The 20,410-nt window shown below is 73.8% G+C and carries 17 protein-coding genes and 1 pseudogene; 13 read left to right on the plus strand and 5 right to left on the minus strand.

Annotated elements, in window-relative coordinates; all coding sequences use genetic code 11:
* Positions 1 to 41 precede the first annotated feature (41 nt).
* Together KUM03_RS00965 and KUM03_RS00970 are read right to left on the minus strand one after the other, a co-directional pair.
* Positions 42 to 830, minus strand: coding sequence for a hypothetical protein (locus tag KUM03_RS00965; RefSeq protein ID WP_217244898.1), 789 nt, complete (start codon positions 828 to 830; stop codon positions 42 to 44).
* 162 nt (positions 831 to 992) lie between these two features.
* Positions 993 to 2,702: a PucR family transcriptional regulator ligand-binding domain-containing protein gene (locus KUM03_RS00970; RefSeq protein WP_217244899.1), complete on the minus strand. Its 1,710-nt coding sequence runs from the start codon at positions 2,700 to 2,702 to the stop codon at positions 993 to 995.
* Positions 2,703 to 2,989: 287 nt separating this feature from the next.
* Between KUM03_RS00970 and KUM03_RS00975 the strand changes: the two genes are divergently transcribed.
* The 5 genes from KUM03_RS00975 (at position 2,990) to KUM03_RS00995 (ending at position 9,640) form a co-directional block, all read left to right on the plus strand.
* A complete protein-coding gene (locus KUM03_RS00975) occupies positions 2,990 to 3,880 on the plus strand; it encodes a xanthine dehydrogenase family protein subunit M (protein ID WP_217244900.1) in 891 nt (296 codons plus the stop codon).
* Entirely contained in the window at positions 3,880 to 4,374 is a 495-nt protein-coding gene (locus KUM03_RS00980; protein ID WP_217244901.1) for a (2Fe-2S)-binding protein, read from the plus strand. Before KUM03_RS00975 ends, KUM03_RS00980 begins: the two co-directional genes overlap by 1 nt.
* Positions 4,375 to 4,376: 2 nt before the next feature.
* Positions 4,377 to 6,761, plus strand: a complete 2,385-nt coding sequence (locus KUM03_RS00985) for a xanthine dehydrogenase family protein molybdopterin-binding subunit (RefSeq protein ID WP_217244902.1) — start codon at positions 4,377 to 4,379, stop codon at positions 6,759 to 6,761.
* A 202-nt stretch (positions 6,762 to 6,963) separates the two neighbouring features.
* Complete coding sequence (locus tag KUM03_RS00990; RefSeq protein WP_217244903.1) at positions 6,964 to 8,421, plus strand: NCS2 family permease; 1,458 nt, start codon at positions 6,964 to 6,966, stop codon at positions 8,419 to 8,421.
* Between the two features lie 67 nt (positions 8,422 to 8,488).
* Positions 8,489 to 9,640, plus strand: a complete 1,152-nt coding sequence (locus KUM03_RS00995) for an XdhC family protein (RefSeq protein WP_217244904.1) — start codon at positions 8,489 to 8,491, stop codon at positions 9,638 to 9,640.
* 9 nt (positions 9,641 to 9,649) lie between these two features.
* On the opposite strand, the gene KUM03_RS01000 is transcribed toward KUM03_RS00995, so the two are convergent.
* The 3 genes from KUM03_RS01000 to KUM03_RS01010 form a co-directional block, all read right to left on the minus strand.
* The gene (locus tag KUM03_RS01000) at positions 9,650 to 10,528 is read right to left on the minus strand and encodes an endonuclease/exonuclease/phosphatase family protein (RefSeq protein WP_217244905.1); all 879 of its coding nucleotides are present in this window, start codon (positions 10,526 to 10,528) and stop codon (positions 9,650 to 9,652) included.
* Between the two features lie 85 nt (positions 10,529 to 10,613).
* Positions 10,614 to 11,054 (minus strand): SRPBCC family protein, encoded by a 441-nt coding sequence (locus KUM03_RS01005; RefSeq protein ID WP_217244906.1) that lies wholly within the window; start codon positions 11,052 to 11,054, stop codon positions 10,614 to 10,616.
* A gap of 52 nt (positions 11,055 to 11,106) precedes the next feature.
* Positions 11,107 to 11,895, minus strand: a complete 789-nt coding sequence (locus KUM03_RS01010; RefSeq protein ID WP_374225242.1) for a polysaccharide deacetylase family protein — start codon at positions 11,893 to 11,895, stop codon at positions 11,107 to 11,109.
* Between the two features lie 130 nt (positions 11,896 to 12,025).
* Here KUM03_RS01010 and KUM03_RS01015 point away from each other — a divergent pair, with 130 nt between their 5' ends.
* From KUM03_RS01015 to KUM03_RS01050, 8 genes and pseudogenes are all read left to right on the plus strand, one after another.
* Positions 12,026 to 13,018, plus strand: a complete 993-nt coding sequence (locus KUM03_RS01015; RefSeq protein ID WP_217244907.1) for a UDP-glucuronic acid decarboxylase family protein — start codon at positions 12,026 to 12,028, stop codon at positions 13,016 to 13,018.
* Positions 13,019 to 13,186: 168 nt separating this feature from the next.
* Complete coding sequence (locus tag KUM03_RS01020; protein ID WP_217244908.1) at positions 13,187 to 14,827, plus strand: carbamoyltransferase C-terminal domain-containing protein; 1,641 nt, start codon at positions 13,187 to 13,189, stop codon at positions 14,825 to 14,827.
* Entirely contained in the window at positions 14,824 to 15,858 is a 1,035-nt protein-coding gene (locus tag KUM03_RS01025) for a glycosyltransferase (RefSeq protein ID WP_254398640.1), read from the plus strand. The genes KUM03_RS01020 and KUM03_RS01025 overlap by 4 nt, the downstream gene beginning before the upstream one ends.
* Positions 15,855 to 16,427: pseudogene (locus tag KUM03_RS01030) on the plus strand (D-glycero-alpha-D-manno-heptose-1,7-bisphosphate 7-phosphatase); the annotation flags it as partial. The gene KUM03_RS01025 and the pseudogene KUM03_RS01030, both read left to right, overlap by 4 nt.
* A gap of 227 nt (positions 16,428 to 16,654) precedes the next feature.
* Entirely contained in the window at positions 16,655 to 17,644 is a 990-nt protein-coding gene (locus tag KUM03_RS01035; protein ID WP_217244909.1) for a glycosyltransferase family 9 protein, read from the plus strand.
* Positions 17,641 to 18,591 carry a glycosyltransferase gene (locus KUM03_RS01040; RefSeq protein ID WP_217244911.1) on the plus strand — a complete coding sequence of 317 codons (951 nt, stop codon included), beginning with the start codon at positions 17,641 to 17,643 and terminating at the stop codon, positions 18,589 to 18,591. Before KUM03_RS01035 ends, KUM03_RS01040 begins: the two co-directional genes overlap by 4 nt.
* Positions 18,588 to 19,805, plus strand: a complete 1,218-nt coding sequence (locus KUM03_RS01045) for a glycosyltransferase family 1 protein (RefSeq protein WP_217244913.1) — start codon at positions 18,588 to 18,590, stop codon at positions 19,803 to 19,805. Before KUM03_RS01040 ends, KUM03_RS01045 begins: the two co-directional genes overlap by 4 nt.
* Positions 19,805 to 20,404 (plus strand): SIS domain-containing protein, encoded by a 600-nt coding sequence (locus KUM03_RS01050; RefSeq protein ID WP_217244914.1) that lies wholly within the window; start codon positions 19,805 to 19,807, stop codon positions 20,402 to 20,404. Before KUM03_RS01045 ends, KUM03_RS01050 begins: the two co-directional genes overlap by 1 nt.
* Positions 20,405 to 20,410: the final 6 nt, after the last annotated feature.

Below are 20,410 nucleotides of genomic sequence, written 5' to 3' on the forward strand. Positions count from 1 at the left end.
CCCCCCCCCCCCCCCGAGCCCGACCCCGCCTGTCACCTCGGTCAGGCCGTCGCCGCGCCGGTCGCCGGCGGGGTCAGGTGCCGGGCCAGCCATGTCGGCACCCCGCCCAGCAGCCGGAACAGGCGTCGTGCCTCCTCTCGGAGCCGGGACGCCTCCGGTTCCGACTCCGCGTCGGCGAGCGACACCAGTGCCGGTGCCGTACCGACGAGGTAGCCCAGTTCCTCGCGGATGCGCAGAGACTCGGTGAAGCCGTGCCGGGCCTCGGCCAACTCCCCTTCCCGCAGGGCGAGTCCGGCCAGGTGCCGCCAGGTGAAGGACTGCAGGAGCGGGTCGGTGTGCGCGGTCGCGCCGGCGTGGGCCCGCCGGTACGCCGCGCGGGCGGCCTGCGGCGACCGGGTCAGGTTCTCCGCGAGCAGCCCGCGCCGGAAGTCCAGCAGCGCCCGCCCCGCCGCCCCCGGAGGGATGAGCGCCGCCGCCCGGCCCAGCGCGGCCCGCGCCTCGTCGGAGCGGTCGCGCACCCCGTGCACGGTCGCGGCGTACGCGAGCTGACCGCGCTCGCAGGCGGCGGCGCCGCGTTCGTCGTCGCTGTGGGCCAGCGCCTCGGCGGTGCGCAGCGCGTCCTCGGCGTCCGCCCAGCCCTGCTCGGTGTACAGACACCGCTCCACCAGCAGCGCCGTGCGCTGCAGCGCGGTCGCCGCCGTCGCCGGCTCCAGCAGTGCCGCCGCGTCGGCCCAGCAGGCGCGCGAACGCAACCGCCACACGGCCGTCTGGAGCGGATCGTCACCTTCGGTCGTTCCCCAACCAGAACCAGCCATGGCGGAATGCGCCACGTCGCCCTCCCCTTAGCACGCCATCGAGCTCTCGAGTGGTGGCGGCATCTCAGCACGGATACGGCGGCCCGGCCAAGGGGGTGGGTGAAAGATTTCACAAAGTCGTGGGACTTCCCGGCGCCGAGGTTTGGCGCCGGGAAGGGGCGTCGTGCGGCTCGCGCCTCAGCTCATGCGCAGGGCGAGGAAGAAATCCAGCTTGTCCTCGAGGCGCGACAGGTCACGCCCCGTCAACTGCTCGATCCGGCCGACGCGGTAGCGCAACGTGTTGACGTGCAGGTGGAGCCGGGTGGCGCAGCGCGTCCAGGAGCCGTCGCTGTCGAGGAAGGCCTCCAGCGTCGGGATCAGCTCGGCGCGGTGGCGGCGGTCGTAGTCCCGCAGCGGGTCCAGCAGCCGGGCGGTGAAGGCCCGTCGGACGTCGTCGGGGACGAAGGGCAGGAGCAGGACGTGCGACGCCAGTTCCTGGTGGCCGGCCGCGCAGACCCGGCCGGGGCGCGCCGCGGCGACCCGGCGCGCGTGCCGGGCCTCCTCCAGCGCGCCGCGCAGCCCTTCCGCCGAGTGCACGGCCGCGCTGACACCGAGGGTGACCCGCCCGTCGCCGTCCAGCCCGGCCGACAGCGGTTCCCGTACGGACTCCAGCAGCGCGTCCGCGAGGATGCCGGTCTCCGAGCCGTCGTGCTCGGTGGAGACCGCCGGCAGCGGCACCAGGGCGACGGCCTCGCCGCCGGTGTGCGCCACCGCGATGCGGTCGGAGTGCTCGGGGCCGGTGGCGAGCGGGTCGACGAGGATCTCCTCCAGCAGCGTCTGGGCGACCGCCCCGGTCTCCGCGTCCTCCTCCTCCCACTCGACGCGGGCCACGACCACCTGCCAGTGCGGGGCCGCGCCCAGGCCCGGCAGCAGCACCGGCGCCGCCACCCGCAGCCGGGCCGCGATCTCGGCCGGCGCCGCGCCCGTCTGCACCAGCTCCAGCACCTCCTGCGCGAGGCGCCGCCGCACCGTGCGCGCCGCGTCCCGCCGGTCCCGTTCGACGGCGATCAGCTGGGTGACGCCGTACAGCAGGTCGAGCCGTTCCTCGGCCCAGTCCCCGGCGTCCGCCTCCACCACCAGCAGCCAGTCGGAGAGCACCGTCTCCCGCACGTCCCGCCCGGGCACGGCCGCCTGCGGCGCGCGCCCCGCGGCGGCCGTCGCCGGGGGGTGCCCCGAGCCGCGCACCGGGAAGAGGCTGTACGTCGTCCCGCCCAGCGGCACCCGGTGCGGCGCCCGCCGGCCCGCGCGGGTGGCGGCGAGATGCTCCGCGGCCAGCTTCGCGCACACCTCGGCGGGCAGGGCCGGGCCCGCGTCCTTCGGTCCGGCCACCGGCCGCCCGGTCGGCGACAGCACCCAGGCACGCAGGTCCAGGTCGGAGCCGAGCAGGTCCAGGACCACGTCCGGGCCGCCGCCCGCCGGGCCCGAGGTCATCATCCGGCGGTGCCGGTCCACCACGGCCGCCAGGTCCCCGGCCCGCTCGCCCGAGACCTGCCGGACCACGTGCTCGGTGATGGTCGCGAAGGCCACCGACTCGTTCACCGCGAACAGCGGCAGCCGGTGCCGCGCGCACGCCGCCACCAGGTCCTCGGGCACGCTCCCCAGCTCCGCCTCACCGGCGGCGAGCGCGGCCACACCGGCCTGCACCAGGATGCGCACGAAAGGCTCGGAGTCGTCGGCGTCCCGGCGCCAGGCCAGGCCGGACAGGACCAGCTCGCCGCCCGACAGGTAGCGGCTGGGGTCCCGCAGGTCGGTGGTCATCACGCCCCGCACGGAGCGGTCCAGCTCGCCCTCGCCGCCGAGCAGCTTGAGGCCCAGCGCGTCGGTGTCCAGCAGTGCGCGCAGCCGCATTCTCGTCGCCGCCGTTCTTTGTCTCGAAGTGTTCCAGGTCACGCGGCTGTGTCGCCCGTTTCCGGAGGAAAGCGAGGAGGTTTCCGAGAGCCTCCGTTCATACGAATCTACAAGATGACCTCCCTGGCCAGCCAACTCCTTCAGTGTTTCTGCGACTGACCCTGGTGGAGCAGCGGGCGGTGTACTGGGCCCATTCCACGTGAACAGCACATGAACGAGCCGGGCCCGCAGCACAGGGATTGGCTTGATCCGTACGACCCGCCAGACGACGATGAAGAGAGCCGGTCATGGACTTCCTTCGCCCCGCCAGCTGGGAGGAGGCGCTCGCCGCGAAGGCCGAGCACCCCACCGCTGTGCCGATCGCGGGTGGCACCGACGTGATGGTGGAGATCAACTTCGACCACCGCCGGCCCGAGTACCTGATGGACCTGAACCGCGTCGGCGACCTCTTCGACTGGGAGGTCGGCGAGGACTCCGTACGGCTCGGCGCCTCCGTGCCCTACACCAGGATCATGGAGGACCTGCGCGCCGAGCTGCCGGGTCTCGCCCTCGCCTCGCACACGGTCGCCTCCCCGCAGATCCGTAACCGCGGCGGCGTGGGCGGGAACCTCGGCACCGCCTCCCCGGCCGGCGACGCCCACCCCGCGCTGCTCGCCGCCGGGGCGGAGGTGGAGGCGGAGTCGGTGCGCGGCAGGCGCATGATCCCGATCGACGCCTTCTACACCGGCGTGAAGCGCAACGCTCTGGAGCCCGACGAGCTGATCCGCGCCGTGCACGTGAGGAAGGCCGACGGGCCGCAGCAGTTCTCCAAGGTCGGCACCCGCAACGCCATGGTCATCGCCGTGTGCGCCTTCGGCCTCGCCCTGCACCCGGAGAGCCGCACCGTGCGCACCGGCATCGGCTCGGCGGCGCCCACCCCGTTCCGGGCGACGGCCGCCGAGGAGTTCCTGACCGCGGCGCTCGACGAGGGCGGCTTCTGGGACAACGGAAAGGTCGTCGCCCCGGCCGTCGCCAAGCAGTTCGCCGACCTGTGCTCGGCCGCCTGCAACCCGATCGACGACGTCCGCGGCACCGCGGACTACCGCCGCCACGCGGTCGGCGTCATGGCCCGCCGGACGCTCACCTGGACCTGGGAGTCGTACCGCTCCACCCGCCGCACCACGGAAGGAGCCGCGTGATGCGCGTCAACCTCACCGTCAACGGACGGCCGCAGGAAGCCGACGACGTGTGGGAGGGCGAGTCCCTGCTGTACGTGCTGCGCGAGCGGCTCGGCCTGCCCGGCTCCAAGAACGCCTGCGAACAGGGCGAGTGCGGCTCCTGCACGGTCCGTCTGGACGGCGTCCCGGTGTGCGCCTGCCTGGTCGCCGCCGGCCAGGCCGAGGGCCGCGAGGTCGTCACCGTCGAGGGCCTGGCGGACCACGCCGGGCAGCACTCCGAGGGCACCGGACTGGCCCCCGTACAGCAGGCGTTCATCGACGCGGGCGCGGTCCAGTGCGGTTTCTGCACGCCGGGTCTGCTGGTCGCCGCCGACGAGATGCTGGAGCGCAACCCGAGCCCGTCCGACGCGGACATCCGCGAGGCGCTCTCGGGCAACCTCTGCCGCTGCACGGGCTACGAGAAGATCATGGACGCGGTCCGCCTGGCCGCCGCCCGCCGGTCCGAGGGGGTCTGAGCATGGCTGCCAACGGCGCGCCCACCACGATCACCCAGGGCTCACGGACCAGGGGCGGCATCGGCGAGTCCACGCTCCGCCCGGACGGCGTCCTCAAGGTCACCGGCGAGTTCGCGTACTCGTCCGACATGTGGCACGAGGACATGCTCTGGGGCCAGATCCTGCGCTCCACCGTCGCGCACGCCGAGATCGTCTCCATCGACACGAGCGAGGCGCTCGCCACCGCGGGCGTGTACGCCGTCATGACGTACGACGACCTGCCGACCGGCGTGCGCCACTACGGCCTGGAGATCCAGGACACCCCGGTCCTCGCCCACGGCAAGGTCCGCCACCACGGCGAGCCGGTGGCGATCGTCGCCGCCGACCACCCGGAGACCGCCCGCCGCGCCGCCGCCAAGATCAAGGTGGAGTACCGGGAGCTGCCCGTCGTCACGGACGAGGCCTCGGCGACCGCCGACGGCGCGATCCTCGTCCACGAGAACCGCACCGACCTCCACTCCGGCCACGTCCCGCACCCGAACATCGTGCACCGCCAGCCGATCGGGCGCGGCGACGCCGACGAGGCCGCGAAGCGCGCGGACGTCATCGTCGAGGGCGACTACTACTTCGGCATGCAGGACCAGGCCTTCCTCGGCCCGGAGTCCGGCCTCGCGGTCCCCGCCGAGGACGGCGGCGTCGACCTCTACATCGCCACCCAGTGGCTCCACTCCGACCTGCGCCAGATCGCCCCCGTGCTCGGCCTGCCCGAGGACAGGGTGCGGATGACGCTGTCCGGCGTCGGCGGCGCCTTCGGCGGGCGCGAGGACCTGTCCATGCAGATCCACGCCTGTCTGCTGGCCCTGCGCACCGGAAAGCCCGTCAAGATCGTCTACAACCGCTTCGAGTCCTTCTTCGGCCACGTCCACCGCCACCCGGCCAGGCTCCACTACGAGCACGGCGCCACCCGCGACGGCAGGCTCACGCACATGAAGTGCCGGATCGTCCTGGACGGCGGCGCCTACGCCTCCGCCTCCCCGGCCGTCGTCGGCAACGCCGCCTCACTGTCGGCCGGCCCGTACGTCATCGACGACGTGGACATCGAGGCGCTCGCCCTCTACTCCAACAACCCGCCCTGCGGCGCCATGCGCGGCTTCGGCGCGGTCCAGGCGTGCTTCGCCTACGAGGCGCAGATGGACAAGGTGGCGGGGGAACTCGGCATGGACCCGGTGGAGTTCCGCCGGATCAACGCCATGGAGCAGGGCACGCTCATGCCGACCGGCCAGCCCGTCGACTCACCGGCCCCGGTCGCCGAACTCCTGCGCCGCGTCAAGGCGATGCCGATGCCGCCGGAGCGCCAGTGGGAGTCCAGCGAGGGCGCCGACGTACGGCAGCTGCCCGGCGGCCTGTCCAACACCACGCACGGCGAGGGCGTCGTACGCGGCGTCGGCTACGCGGTCGGCATCAAGAACGTCGGCTTCTCCGAGGGCTTCGACGACTACTCCACCGCCAAGGTCCGCCTGGAGGTCCTCGGCGGCGAGCCGGTCGCCACCGTGCACACCGCCATGGCGGAGGTCGGCCAGGGCGGCGTCACCGTCCACGCCCAGATCGCCCGCACGGAGCTGGGCGTCACCCAGGTGACCATCAACCCGGCCGACACCCAGGTCGGCTCGGCCGGCTCCACCTCCGCCTCCCGGCAGACGTACGTCACCGGCGGCGCGGTGAAGAACGCCTGCGAGCTGGTCCGCGACAAGGTCCTGGACCTCGGCCGCCGCAAGTTCGGCACCTACCACCCGGCCTGGGCGAGCGCCGAACTCCTCCTGGAGGGCGGCAAGGTCGTCACCGACGGCGGCGAGGCCCTGGCCGATCTCGCGGACGTCCTGGAGGACGAGGCCGTCGAGGTCGAGGAGGAGTGGCGGCACCGCCCGACCGAACCCTTCGACCCGCGCACCGGCCAGGGCAACGGCCACGTCCAGTACTCCTTCGCCGCGCACCGCGCCGTCGTCGAGGTGGACACCGAGCTGGGCCTGGTCAAGGTGGTCGAGCTGGCCTGCGCGCAGGACGTGGGCAAGGCGCTCAATCCGCTCTCCGTCCTCGGCCAGATCCAGGGCGGCACCGTCCAGGGCCTGGGCATCGCCGTGATGGAGGAGATCGTCGTCGACCCGAAGACCGCCAAGGTGCGGAACCCCTCCTTCACGGACTACCTGCTCCCCACGATCCTCGACACGCCGACGATCCCGGTCGACGTGCTCGAACTCGCCGACGACCACGCGCCGTACGGGCTGCGCGGCGTCGGCGAGGCCCCCACCCTGTCGTCCACCCCGGCGGTCCTCGCGGCCATCCGGGACGCGACCGGGCTGGCGCTCGACCGCACGCCGGTACGGCCGGAACACCTGACCGGTACGGCGTGAACAGACCTCCGGGCGGCGCACGGAACGTCACACACTCCGCGCCGTCCGGAGCACAACCCGGGTCCGCACCGCTCGCGGGCCCAGCAGCACCACACCATGCGTTCGTCTCGGGCCGTCCCCCGGGTCGTCGTGCACATCCCAAATCCCGCGGCCGCCCCAGCGGCTCGCGCGGGTGCCCCTATGAACCTTGGGAGACGGCCCCATGACCCAGCAGTCCGTGGAGCCCAAGACCACCGCCGAGGACGCGGGCGCGGGTTCCCGCGTCCCCTCCGGCCGGTCTTGGCTCGACCGGTACTTCCACATAACCCACCGGGGATCGACGGTCGCGCGTGAGGTGCGCGGCGGCATCACCACCTTCATGGCGATGGCGTACATCGTCCTGCTCAACCCCATCCTGCTCGGCGGCGAGGACGTCGCGGGCGACACGCTCAGCCAGAAGGCCGTGATCACCGCGACGGCGCTCGCCGCGGCGGTCACCACGCTCCTCATGGGCTTCATCGGCAAGGTGCCGCTCGCCCTGGCCGCCGGACTCTCGGTGTCCGGAGTGCTCGCCGGCCAGGTCGTCCCCCAGATGACCTGGGGGCAGGCCATGGCCATGTGCGTGATGTACGGCGTGGTCATCATGTTGCTCGTGGTCACCGGGCTGCGCGAGATGATCATGAATGCGATCCCGCTGGCGCTCAAGCACGGCATCACCATGGGCATCGGTCTGTTCATCGCCATCATCGGCTTCGTGAAGGGCGGTTTCGTCCACGCCGGCAAGGCGACCCCGCTCCAGCTCGGCCCCGTCGGTGAGCTCGCGGGCTGGCCCGTGCTGCTCTTCGCGGGCACCCTGCTCCTGATCTTCATGCTCCAGGCGCGGAACACCCCGGGCGCGATCCTGATCGGCATCGTCGCAGGCACCATCGTCGCCGCCCTGCTCAATGCCACCGGCGTCATCGACCCGAAGCAGTGGGCCAACGGCGCGCCCGAGCTGCACGGCAGCGCGGTCTCCATGCCGGACTTCTCGCTCTTCGGCGAAGTGGAGTTCAGCGGCTGGGGCGACGTCGGCGCGATGACGGTCGGCATGATCGTCTTCACGCTGGTGCTGGCCGGGTTCTTCGACGCGATGGCCACCATCATCGGCGTCGGCACCGAGGCCAAGCTCGCCGACGAGAAGGGCCGCATGCCGGGCCTGTCCAAGGCGCTGTTCATCGACGGCGCCGGCGGTGCCATCGGCGGTGTCGCGGGCGGCTCCGGCCAGACCGTCTTCGTGGAGTCCGCGACCGGCGTCGGCGAGGGAGCCCGCACCGGGCTCGCCTCGGTCGTCACCGGCCTGTTCTTCGCGGCCTGCCTCTTCTTCACGCCGATCACCGCGATCGTGCCGCAGGAGGTCGCCTCGGCCGCGCTGGTCGTCATCGGCGCGATGATGATGATGAACGCCCGGCACGTGGACTGGGCCGACCGGGCCACCGCGATCCCGGTCTTCCTGACCGTCGTCCTGATGCCGTTCACGTACACCATCACGACCGGTGTCGCCGCCGGTGTCATCTCCTACGTCGCCATCAAGGTCGCCCAGGGCAAGGCGCGGGAGATCGGCGCGTTCATGTGGGGCCTGACGGTGATCTTCATCGTCTACTTCGCCCTGAACCCGATCGAGAGCTGGATGGGGGTGCACTAGCCGCCGCGGCGGGAACCCTTCCACCACCGCCGTACGAGCAGTACGAGCAGTACGAGGAGACCGACGGATGCTGGACATCGCCGAAGAGCTGAACCGGTGGGTCGAGCAGGGACGCGACTTCGCCGTGGCCACCGTGGTGGCCGTCGACGGCAGCGCCCCGCGCCTGCCCGGCGCCGCCCTCGCGGTGGACGCCGACGGCACGGCGGTCGGCTCGGTCTCCGGCGGCTGCGTGGAGGGGGCCGTGTACGAGCTGTGCCGGCAGTCCCTCCAGGACGGCCGGACCGTGCTCGAGCGTTTCGGATACAGCGACGAGGACGCCTTCGCCGTCGGCCTGACCTGCGGTGGGGCCGTCGACATCCTGGTCGTGCCGGTGCGGGCGGACGATCCCGTCAGGCCGGTGCTCGCGGCCGCGCTGTCCGCCGCCGCCCGGTCGGAGGCGGCGGCTCTGGCGCGGATCGTGAGCGGTCCGGCGGAGCTGACGGGCCGCGCGCTCGTCGTCCGTCCGGACGGCTCCCACGAGGGCGGTTTCGGCGCCCACCCGGAGCTGGACCGCACGGTGGCCGCCGAGGCGGGCGCCTACCTGGACGCCGGCCGCACCGGCACGCTGGAGATCGGGGAGCGGGGCTCGCGCTGCGGCGCACCGCTCACCCTGCTGGTCGAGTCCTCGGTCCCAGCTCCCCGCATGATCGTCTTCGGTGCGATCGACTTCGCCTCCGCCCTGGTACGGGCCGGCAAGTTCCTCGGCCACCACGTCACCGTGTGCGACGCCCGCCCCGTCTTCGCGACGCGGGCCCGTTTTCCGGACGCGGACGAGATCGTCGCCGAGTGGCCGCACGAGTACCTGGCGCGCACCCCCGTGGACGCCCGTACGGTGCTGTGCGTCCTGACCCACGACGCCAAGTTCGACGTACCGCTGCTGAAGCTGGCGCTGCGGCTGCCGGTGGCGTACGTCGGCGCGATGGGCTCCCGCCGCACCCACCTGGACCGGGAGGCACGCCTGCGGGAGGTCGGCGTGAGCGACCTGGAGCTGGCCCGCCTCAGGTCCCCGATCGGCCTCGACCTCGGCGCCCGCACCCCCGAGGAGACGGCCCTGTCCATCGCCGCCGAGATCGTCGCGGCCCGCCGGGGCGGCACGGGCGCCTCACTGACCGGCGCCCACACCGCCATCCACCACGACGGTCCGTCGTCCCCGGCGGGCCGCATCGGCTCGGTGGCCTGAACCGGCCCGTCAGTCCCGCCCCGGTCCCCTCCTGCTGAGGGACACGTCCGCGACCACCGGCCGGTGGTCCGAGGCCACCGCTTCCTCCGGCACGGCGGCGTCCCGCACCCGCACGCCCTCGCCCACCGCCACGTAGTCGATCCGCTTCACGGGAGCCGCGGCCGGATACGTGCCGCCGGTTCCGGTCCCGGCGTCGTCCAGCTCCCGCCACAGCGGCCGGAGTTCCGGCGCCGACGGCTCGGCGTTGAAGTCGCCGAGCAGCACCTGCCGGGCACCTGGCAGCTCCGCCCGCTCCCGCGCCATGATCCGCCGCGTGTCGGCGACCTGCGCCACCCGCACCGCCGGGTCGGCCCGGTAGTCGAGGTGCGTCACGAACACCTGCACCGGCACCCCGCGCACCTTGAGGGTGACCTCCCCGAAACCGGGCGCCGGGGCCGGCACCGGGTTCTCGTCCTGCGTGGACAGGCGGGTGATCTCGTGGTTCTCCGCGGAGCGGACCGGGAAGCGGGACAGCACCGCCACGCCGTACTCGCGCCGCGGGCCGCCGGCCTCCACCGGGTCGAGGCTGTAGATCGGCGCGAAGGACACCCGCATGCCGAGCCGCCGCGCGAGCTCCTCGGCGACGTCGAGGTCCTGACTGCGCGCACCCCAGTGCACGTCGACCTCCTGGAGGCCGATCACGTCCGCGTCGAGGGCACGCAGCGCGGCGGCCTGACGGTCGAGGTCGAAGACGCCGTCCGAGCCCGTCCCGGCGTGGATGTTGTACGTGGCGATGCGCAACGGCACGGCGTGCCCCTGTCCGGCCGAGGCGGGCGGCGCCGCCACCGCCAGGCTCAACAGGGCACCCGAGAGAGACAGTTGGACGCAAGTGCGCGCTCTGAGAGACATGCCGGCACGGTACGCGGGAAACGGCCGTCGCGGGGCGTGCGGCGCCGTTCCGACCGCGTTCCGTCCCCCATACGCAATCAGTGGTTCACGGGTGCCGCAGCAGCCGGTTCACCGTGCGGCCGAAGACGTAGCGTCCCGCCCGGCCCAGGACACCGTCGAAGGCGGACGGAAGGAGACGGACCGTCAGCTCCTCGCGCCACACGACCCGGCTGCGGCCGCCTGGCCCCGGCCGCACCTCGATCTCCGCCCAGCCGCCGACCAGCCGGCCGCGCTTGTCCAGCCGGCACCGGCCGGGGGAGTCGTCCTCCGGCGGCTCCCAGACGGTCACCTCCATCCGGTCGTCGAAGGCGAGCGGGCCGGCGCCCGTGCGGGCCACGATCACCGTGCCCGCTCGGGTGGGGCCGGGCGTGGCGACGGTGACGCGGGTCAGCGGCACGGAGTCGCCGTGCCGCTGCCACGCGGTGAGCCTGCGCCAGGCCTCGTCCAGCGGGAGCGGGGCGGTGCGTTCGATCGAGAAGGTGACCACGCGACGATCGTAGGGAACGCGACCGGCGAACCTGGGCCCTGTCCGGCGTGCCCTACCGGTAGACCTTGCCCGGTTCGGCCTTCCCGGGCGCCAGCAGCTGGGGCACCGTCACGAACACGTAGCCCCGCTCCTTGAGCGCGTCGATGATCCCGGGCACCGCCGGAACCGTGCCGTCGTAGATGTCGTGCAGCAGGATGATGCCGTCCCGGGACGACTGGTCCAGCACCCGCTCCGTGATCAGGTCGGAGTCGTTCGTCTTGTAGTCCTTGGCGGTCACGCTCCACAGCACCTCCGCCAGCCCCAGCTCGCGGCAGATCTCGTGGACCGTGTCGTCCGTGCGGCCCTGCGGCGGGCGCATGAGGGTGGGGCGTTTCCCGGTCAGGCGCTCTATCTCCTTGTTCGGGCGCTCCAGTTCCTCACGTATCTCGTCCGGCTCGGCGTCCGTGAGGATCTTGTGGGTCCAGGTGTGGCTGGCCACCTCGTGACCCTCGTCAGCCATGCGCCTGACAAGTTCGGGATAGGTGTCGATGTGCCGCTTGCCGAGCAGGAAGAAGGTCGCCGGGACCTGCTTCTCCTTGAGTATGTCGAGCAGCCTGGCGGAGTTCTCGCTCGGTCCGGCGTCGAAGGTCAGCGCGATGCACTTGGTGTGGCGGCAGTCGACGGTGCCGAATTCGGCCGCCCGCGCCTGAGCGCCGGCCGCGCCCCGGACGGAGCTGGGCGAGGTCGTCTCGAGTTTCGTGCAGCCGCTCAGCGCGAGCGTCAGTGAGGCGGCTGCCGCGAGGGTCACGGCGGCACGCAACCCGGTCCCCGTTTTCGTCATCTTCCTGGTCAGCGAAAGCATGCGAGGACTATACACAGCGTGTATATACGCGGTTTATAGTGGCCCTCTCGAATGCGTATTCGAGGTAGTGGGGGTCCTCACCGGGTTACTCAGCCGACACGCAAGTGACGCTGAGAGTGAGGAGGACCCCGTGAGCGAGAGCCCCTTGGGCGACAGCCCCCTGAGCGGACGCGTCTGGCGCCGGGCCCTGGTGACCGGCGGCGCCGGATTCGTGGGGTCCCACCTGTGCGGCCGGCTGCTCGACTCCGGCACGGACGTCGTGTGCCTCGACAACCTGGCCACCGGCTCCCGGGCCAACGTGGCCGACCTGGAGCGGCACCGCGGCTTCCGGTTCGTCCACGCCGACGCGACCGACCCGGCCGCGCTGCGCCGCCTGCCCGGACGCTTCGACCTGGTCCTGCACTTCGCCTGCCCGGCCTCGCCCGCCGACTACCTGCGGCTGCCGCTGGAGACCCTCGACGTCGGCAGCACCGGCACCCGCAACGCCCTGGAGCGGGCTCGCGCCGACGGCGCCCGCTTCCTGCTCGCCTCCACCTCCGAGGTCTACGGCGACCCGCTGGAGCACCCGCAGCGCGAGACGTACTGGGGCAACGTCAACCCGATCGGCCCGCGCAGCGTCTACGACGAGTCCAAGCGCTTCGCCGAGGCCCTGGTCACCGCCCACCGCCAGGTTCACGGCACCGACGCCGCCATCGTCCGCATCTTCAACACCTACGGCCCCCGCATGCGCACCGGCGACGGCCGCGCCGTGCCCACCTTCGTCGCCCAGGCCCTGGACGGCATGCCGCTCACTGTCGCCGGCGACGGCGGCCAGACCCGCTCCCTGTGCTACGTCGACGACACCGTCGAGGGCGTCCTGGCCCTCGCCGCGTCCGGCGAGACCGGGCCGGTGAACATCGGCGGCGCCGACGAGATCACCATGCTGGAGCTGGCCCGTCGCGTCGTCGAGCTCACCGGCTCCGGCTCCCGCATCCGCTTCGTCGACCGCCCCGTGGACGACCCCGGCCGGCGCAAGCCCGACACCACCCTGGCCCGGGACCGGCTCGGCTGGCAGCCGCGGGTCGGGTGGAGCGAAGGGCTGGAGCGGACCATCGGCTGGTTCGCGCACTCCGTCGCCGCATAGCCCCCGAGAGCGGACCCGCAGACCATCACACTCCGTGATATGTCCGCTCATTCCTGGAACTGAGTTGTCTCCAAGTGTTTGACCCAGCTGCACTGCGGCACCCGCGAGACCGGAGTGACCACAGAAGCCGGAGAGCCCCCAGCAGTCGCCCGGGACGGAGCACCACCCATGCGCATCCTTGGTATCAACGCCCTGTTCCACGACCCGGCCGCCGCACTCGTCGTCGACGGCCGGACCGTCGCGGCCGCCGAGGAAGAGCGTTTCAGCCGCCGCAAGCACGGCAAGCGGCCGGTGCCGTTCTCGGCGTGGGAGGTGCCGGAGCTGTCGGCGCGGTGGTGCCTGGAGCACGCCGGGGTGCGGCCCGAGGAGCTGGACGCCGTCGCGTACTCCTTCGACCCGGGGCTCGCCCGGCCCGCCCGGGACATGGGCCTCGACGACCCCTGGGACCCGCTGCGGCTGGAGTACGCCCGCCGGGCGCCCGAGTTCCTCGCCGAGGCGCTGCCCGGACTCGACCCCGACCAGGTGGTCTTCGTCCCGCACCACGTGGCGCACGCCGCCTCCGCCGGACCGGCCTCACCGCACCCCGACAACGACGTCCTCGTCCTCGACGGACGCGGCGAGTCCGCCTCCCACCTGGCCGGCCGCTACCGCGACGGCAAGCTCGACACCCTCGCCACGCAGGCGCTCCCGCACTCGCTGGGCCTCGTCTACGAGGAACTGACCGAGCACCTCGGCTTCCTGCGCAGCAGCGACGAGTACAAGGTGATGGCCCTCGCCTCCTACGGGAAACCCCGGTTCGTGGACCGACTGCGCGAGCACGTCCACGCCACCGGCGACGGCGGCTTCCGCGCCCACGGCGTCGACTGGGCGGCCCTCGCGCCGCCGCGCGCCAAGGGCGAGGACTGGACCAGGGACCACGCGGACCTCGCCGCGAGCACCCAGGCCGTGCTGGAGGAACTGCTCCTCGAACTCGTCCACTGGCTGCACCGCGAGGCCGGCGGCCAGGCGCTCACCATGGCCGGCGGTGTCGCCCTGAACTGCGTCGCCAACTCGAAGATCGCCGCGCGCGGCCCGTACCGCCACGTGTGGGTGCAGCCCGCTGCCGGTGACGCGGGCACCGCCCTCGGCGGCGCCCTGCACGTCGCCGCCGCCCAGGAGGGCGCCGCCCCCGAGCCGATGCCCGGCGCCGATCTCGGCCGCGGCTGGAGCGACGACGAGATCCGGGCCTGGCTGGAGACGGCCGCGATCCCGTACGAGGAGCCGGACGACATCGCCGAGACGGTCGCCGAGGAACTGGCCCGGGACGGCGTCGTCGCCTGGTTCCAGGGCCGCAGCGAGTTCGGCCCGCGCGCCCTCGGGCACCGCTCCCTGATGGCCCACCCGGGCCGCGCCGAGAACCTGGAACGCCTCAACCACGTCAAGGGACGCGAGGAGTTCCGGCCCGTCGCGCCGATGGTGCTGGCCGACCGCGCCGCCGACATCTTCACCGGCCCGATCCCCAGCCCGTACATGCTCTTCGTGCACGACGTCGCCCCCGCCTGGCGGGACCGCATCCCGGCCGTCGCCCACGTCGACGGCACCGCCCGCATCCAGACCGTCGAGGAGCGCCGCGAGCCGCTGGTCGCGCGGATGCTGGCCTCCTTCGAGAAGCGCACCGGACTGCCCGTCGTCGTCAACACCAGCCTCAACACCGCCGGGCGACCCATGGTCGACGACCCGCGCGACGCCCTGGAGTGCTTCGGCTCCGCGCCCGTGGACCTGCTGGCCATCGGCCCGTTCGCGGTGCGCCGGGGGAGGGCGTTCGGATGAGCGGCGATCCCGTGACCGGTGGCGCCATGACGGGCTACGCCGTGGTCGTCCCCACGCTCGCCCGCGCGACGCTGGCCGACTGCCTGGCCGCGCTCGCCGCCGCGACCGGCCCCGGCCCCGACGAGATCGTCCTCGTCGACGACCGGCCCGGCCCCGACGCCGACCCGCAGGCGCTGGAACACGCCCTGACCGTCCTCGGCGACCTGCGCGAGCGCACGGTGGTACTGCGCAGCGGGGGCCGGGGCCCCGCCGCCGCCCGCAACACCGGCATCCGCGCGGTGACCTCGCCCTGGACCGCCTTCCTCGACGACGACGTCCAGGTCGGCCCGCACTGGTGCGACCAGCTGGTGCAGGACCTCGCCGAGGCGGCCCCCGACACCGGCGCCGTGCAGGGCGTGATCGCCGTGCCGCTGCCCGGCGAACGCCGCCCCACCGACTGGGAGCGCGGCACCGCCGGCCTCGCACAGGCCCGCTGGATCACCGCCGACATGGCCTACCGGACCGACGTGCTGAAGCAGGTCCGCGGCTTCGACGAACGCTTCCCCCGCGCCTTCCGCGAGGACGCCGACCTGGCACTGCGCGTCCTCGACGCGGGCTGGCGCATCCGGCGGGGCCGCCGCACCACCCGCCACCCCGTGCGCGACGCCTCCCGCTGGGTGTCCCTCAAACAGCAGCGCGGCAACGCCGACGACGCCCTGATGCGGCGGCTGCACGGCCCCGACTGGTGGGCCAAGGCGGTGGCGCCCCGGGGCCGCATCCGCCGCCACGCGGCGATCACCGCCGCCGGCCTCACCGCCCTCGCCCTCGCCGCCGCCGGCCGCCCCCGGGCCGCCGCGGTCGCCGGGCTCGGCTGGGCCGCGGGCACCGCCGACTTCGCCTGGGCCCGCATCGCCCCCGGACCGCGCACCCGCGACGAGGTCGTCACGATGCTGGCGACCAGCGCCCTCATCCCGCCCGCCGCGACCTGGCACCGGCTGACCGGCGAGTGGCGGCACCGCCAAGCCCCCGCCTGGCGGGAGGTGGCGGCATGAGCCCCGTCAAGGCCGTCCTCTTCGACCGCGACGGCACCCTCGTCCACGACGTGCCCTACAACGGCGACCCCGACCTGGTCCGGCCCGTCGACGGCGCCCGCGAGGCGGTGGCGCTGCTGCGCGACCACGGCATCCGTGTCGGCGTCGTCACCAACCAGTCCGGCGTCGCCCGCGGCCTGATCACCGACGCCGACGTCCGCCACGTCAACCGGCGGATCGACGAACTCGTCGGCCCCTTCGACGTCTGGGCCGTCTGCCCGCACGGCCCCGACGACGGCTGCCACTGCCGCAAGCCGCAGCCCGGCATGATCCTCTGGGCCGCCGGCCGCGTCTGCGCAGGCCCCGCCGACTGCGTCGTCATCGGCGACATCGGCGCCGACATGGAGGCCGCCGAACGCGCCGGCGCCCACGGCATCCTCGTCCCCAACGACCGCACCCGTCCCGAGGAGACGAGGACCGCCGCCCACGTCGCCCCGGACCTCCTGACCGCGGTACGCGCGGTACTGGCCGGCCCACCCACGGGCCGCGACCTGACGGACGAACGCCCCATCGAGGCGGCGTACGACGCGGGCGCGGACGGTGGGCTGACGGCCTGCGAGGCCGCCCCGGGAACCGACGGCCATGAAGGCGTCCCGGGGACCGGTGGCCCCGACCGGAACGGCCGACGCCCCGGTCGCCGCTCGCACAGCGGCGGAGCCCCGGGCACCCCGGGCTCCGGTCAGGAGCCCCGCCGGGAGGCCGCCGGCGCCGAGGCGGCCGGGACGCGTGCTGCCGTGGACACCCGTGGGAGGCCGCGATGAAAGCCCTGGTCACCCGGCTCGACAGCTTCGGCGACGTGCTGCTCGCCGGGCCCGCCGTGCGCGCCGTCGCCGCCCGCGCCGGTCACGTCACCATGCTGTGCGGATCGCGCGGCGCGCCCGCCGCCCGCCTGCTGCCCGGCGTGGACGAGGTGCTGGTCTGGGACGCGCCGTGGGGCGGGTTCCGGCCGCCCGACGTCGACCGGGCCGACATCGACGCGCTGGTGGAACGGATCGACGCCGACACGGCACTCGTCCTCACCTCCTTCCACCAGTCCCCGCTGCCCACCGCCCTGGTGCTGCGCCTGGCCGGCGTCCGCCGCATCGCCGCGGACAGCGTGGACTACCCCGGCTCCCTGCTCGACCTGCGCCACCAGCGCGCCCCGCACGCCCACGAGGCCGAGGCGGCGCTGGACCTCGCCGAGGCGGCGGGCTTCCCGCGGCCCGACGACGGACGGCTGCGGGTACGCACACCGCCCCGCACCGACGACCTGACCGGCCCCGGCCCGTACGTCGTCCTCCACCCCGGCGCCAGCGTCCCCGCCCGAGCCTGGAGCGCCGAACGCAGCGCCGAGGCGGTGCGCGAACTGGCCGCCGCCGGGCACCGCGTCCTGGTCACCGGCGGCCCCGACGAACGCGACCTCACCGCCCACGTGGCCGGTGAGCACGGCACCGACCTCGGCGGCCGCACCGAGGCCCCGGAGCTGTCCGGCGTCCTCGCGGGCGCGTCCGTCGTCGTCACCGGCAACACCGCGCCCGCCCACCTCGCGGCGGCCGTCGGCACCCCGGTCGTGTCCCTGTTCGCCCCCGTCGTACCGGCGGAGCGCTGGCGGCCGTACGGCGTCCCGTACGTCCTGCTCGGCGACCAGGGCGCGCCCTGCGCCGACAGCCGGGCCCGGGACTGCCCCGTCCCCGGCCACCCCTGCCTGAACACCGTCACGGCCACCGACGTGGCGGCCGCCGTCGAGAAACTCCTGGGGGAGGCATGAGGATCCTCATCTGGCACGTGCACGGGTCGTGGACCACGGCCTTCGTGCAGGGCCCGCACACCTACCTCGTCCCCGTCACCCCGGACCGCGGACCCGACGGCCTCGGCCGCGCCCGCACCTGGGACTGGCCCGGCTCCGTGGTCGAAGTACCGCCGGAGCGGCTGCGGGACGAGGACATCGATCTGGTGATCGTCCAGCGGCCGCACGAGATCGCCCTGGTCGACCAGTGGCTGGGACGTCGGCCGCCGATCGTGTACCTGGAGCACAACGCCCCCGACGGCGACGTGCCCGACACCCGGCACCCCGCCGCAGATCTTCCCGGCGTCACCCTCGTCCACGTCACCCACTTCAACCGGCTGATGTGGGACGCGGGGACGGCCGAGACGACCGTCATCGAGCACGGCATCGTCGACCCCGGCCACCGCTGGACCGGCGAGCTGGAACGCGCCGCCGTCGTCGTCAACGAGCCGATCCGGCGCGGCCGTACGACCGGCACCGACCTGCTCCCCGCCTTCTCCCGCGCCGCCCCGCTCGACGTCTTCGGCATGCGCACCGAAGGCCTCGCCGAGCACATCGGCGTCGACCCCGAGCGCTGCCGCACCCAGGACGTCCCCCAGAGCGACCTGCACACCGAACTGGCCCGCCGCCGCGTCTACCTCCACCCCGTCCGCTGGACCTCCCTCGGGCTCTCCCTCCTGGAGGCCATGCACCTGGGCATGCCCGTGGTCGCCCTCGCCACCACCGAGGTCACCGAGGCCGTGCCCCCGGGCGCCGGAGTGGTCTCCAACCGCATCGACGTACTGACCGACGCCGTACGCGACTTCCTCGCCGACCCGCTGCACGCGCGGACCGTCGGCGACGGTGCCCGTGCGGCGGCCCTGTCCCGCTACGGGCTGTCCCGCTTCCTGGACGACTGGGAGCGGCTGCTGAAGGAGGTGACCCGATGAGGATCGCCATGGTGTCCGAGCACGCGAGCCCGCTCGCCGCGCTCGGCGGCGTCGACGCCGGTGGACAGAACGTCTACGTGGCCCGCCTCACCGAGGAGTTGGCCAAGCGCGGCCACGACGTCACGGTCTACACCCGCCGTGACGCCACCGACCTGCCCGACCGGGTGCCGCTGCCCGGCGGCGCGGTCGTCGAGCACGTGCCGGCCGGACCGCCCGCGGCCGTCCCCAAGGACGAACTCTTCCCGCACATGCCCGCCTTCGGCGCCCACCTGGCCCGCGCCTGGGCGCGGGAGCGCCCCGACGTCGTGCACGCCCACTTCTGGATGTCCGGCATGGCCTCCCAGATCGGCGCCCGCCCGCTCGGCGTCCCGCTCGTGCAGACCTTCCACGCCCTCGGCACCGTCAAGCGCCGCCACCAGGGCATGCGGGACACCAGCCCCTACGAACGCATCGGCATCGAACGGCAGATCGGCCGCTCCTGCGAACGGGTCCTGGCCACCTGCACCGACGAGGTCGTGGAACTCGGCGACATGGGCGTACCGCCCCGCCAGGTCTCCGTCGTGCCCTGCGGCGTGGACGCCGAGCACTTCAGCCCGACCGCCGACACCGGCCGCACCCCCGACCGCAAGCAGCGCCACCGGCTGCTCGCCTGCGGCCGGCTCGTGCCGCGCAAGGGCTACGACCAGGCCATCCGTGCACTGGCCGACGTCCCCGACACCGAACTCCTCATCGCGGGCGGCCCGCCCGCCGGCGGCCTCGACGCCGACCCCGAGGCCCAGCGCCTGACCGCGCTCGCGCACCGCACCGGCGTCGCCGACCGGGTCCGGCTCCTCGGCGCCGTCGACCCCGAGGACATGCCGGCCCTGCTCCGCAGCACCGACCTGGTGCTGTGCACCCCCGTCTACGAACCCTTCGGCATCGTGCCGCTGGAGGCGATGGCCTGCGGCGTGCCCGTCCTCGCCACCGACGTCGGCGGTCACCGCGACTCCGTCGCCGACGGCACCACGGGCCGCCTCGTCACCCCGCAGGACCCCGGCGCCATCGCCGAAGCCGCCCGCGAACTCCTCGCCGACGAACGGCTGCGCCGCCAGTACGGCAGGAACGGCCGCGAACGCGTCCTCAGGCACTACACCTGGGCGCGCGTCGCCGACGGCGCGGAACAGGTGTACCGCCTGACCCTCGCCGACCACGCACTGTCGAAGGAGGTGGCGTGATGACCGTGCACCCGCCCGTCGTGGGGCACTGCGACGAACTCCAGGACGCGCTGGGGGCGTTCCGCGCCTCCGCGCACGTCACCCAGCGCTGGGGCGACCGGCTCGCGGCCGTCCTGAGCGGCGGCGGCCGGCTGCTGGCCGCGGGCAACGGCGGCAGCGCCGCCCAGGCCCAGCACCTCACCGCCGAACTGGTCGGCCGCTACCGCGACGACCGGCCCCCGTTCTCCGCCATCGCCCTGCACGCCGACACCTCCTCCACCACCGCCATCGCCAACGACTACGGCGTCGACGAGGTGTTCGCCCGCCAGGTCCGCGCCCACGGCCGCGAAGGCGACGTCCTGATGCTGCTGTCCACGTCCGGCGCCAGCGCCAACCTGCTGTCCGCCGCCGACGCGGCCCGCGCGGCCGGCGTACGGGTGTGGGCGCTGACCGGCTGCGCGCCCAACCCGCTGATGGCGGGCAGCGACGAGTCGCTGTGCGTGGACGCCGCCTCGACGGCCACCGTGCAGGAGATCCACCTGGTCGCCGTCCACATGATCTGCGCGGCCTTCGACGCCGCCCTGGAACGGGGCGCGGGCGGAAAGGGGACGGGAAGGTGACACGAC

Source organism: Streptomyces sp. AC602_WCS936 (assembly GCF_019049125.1).
Classification (GTDB): domain Bacteria; phylum Actinomycetota; class Actinomycetes; order Streptomycetales; family Streptomycetaceae; genus Streptomyces.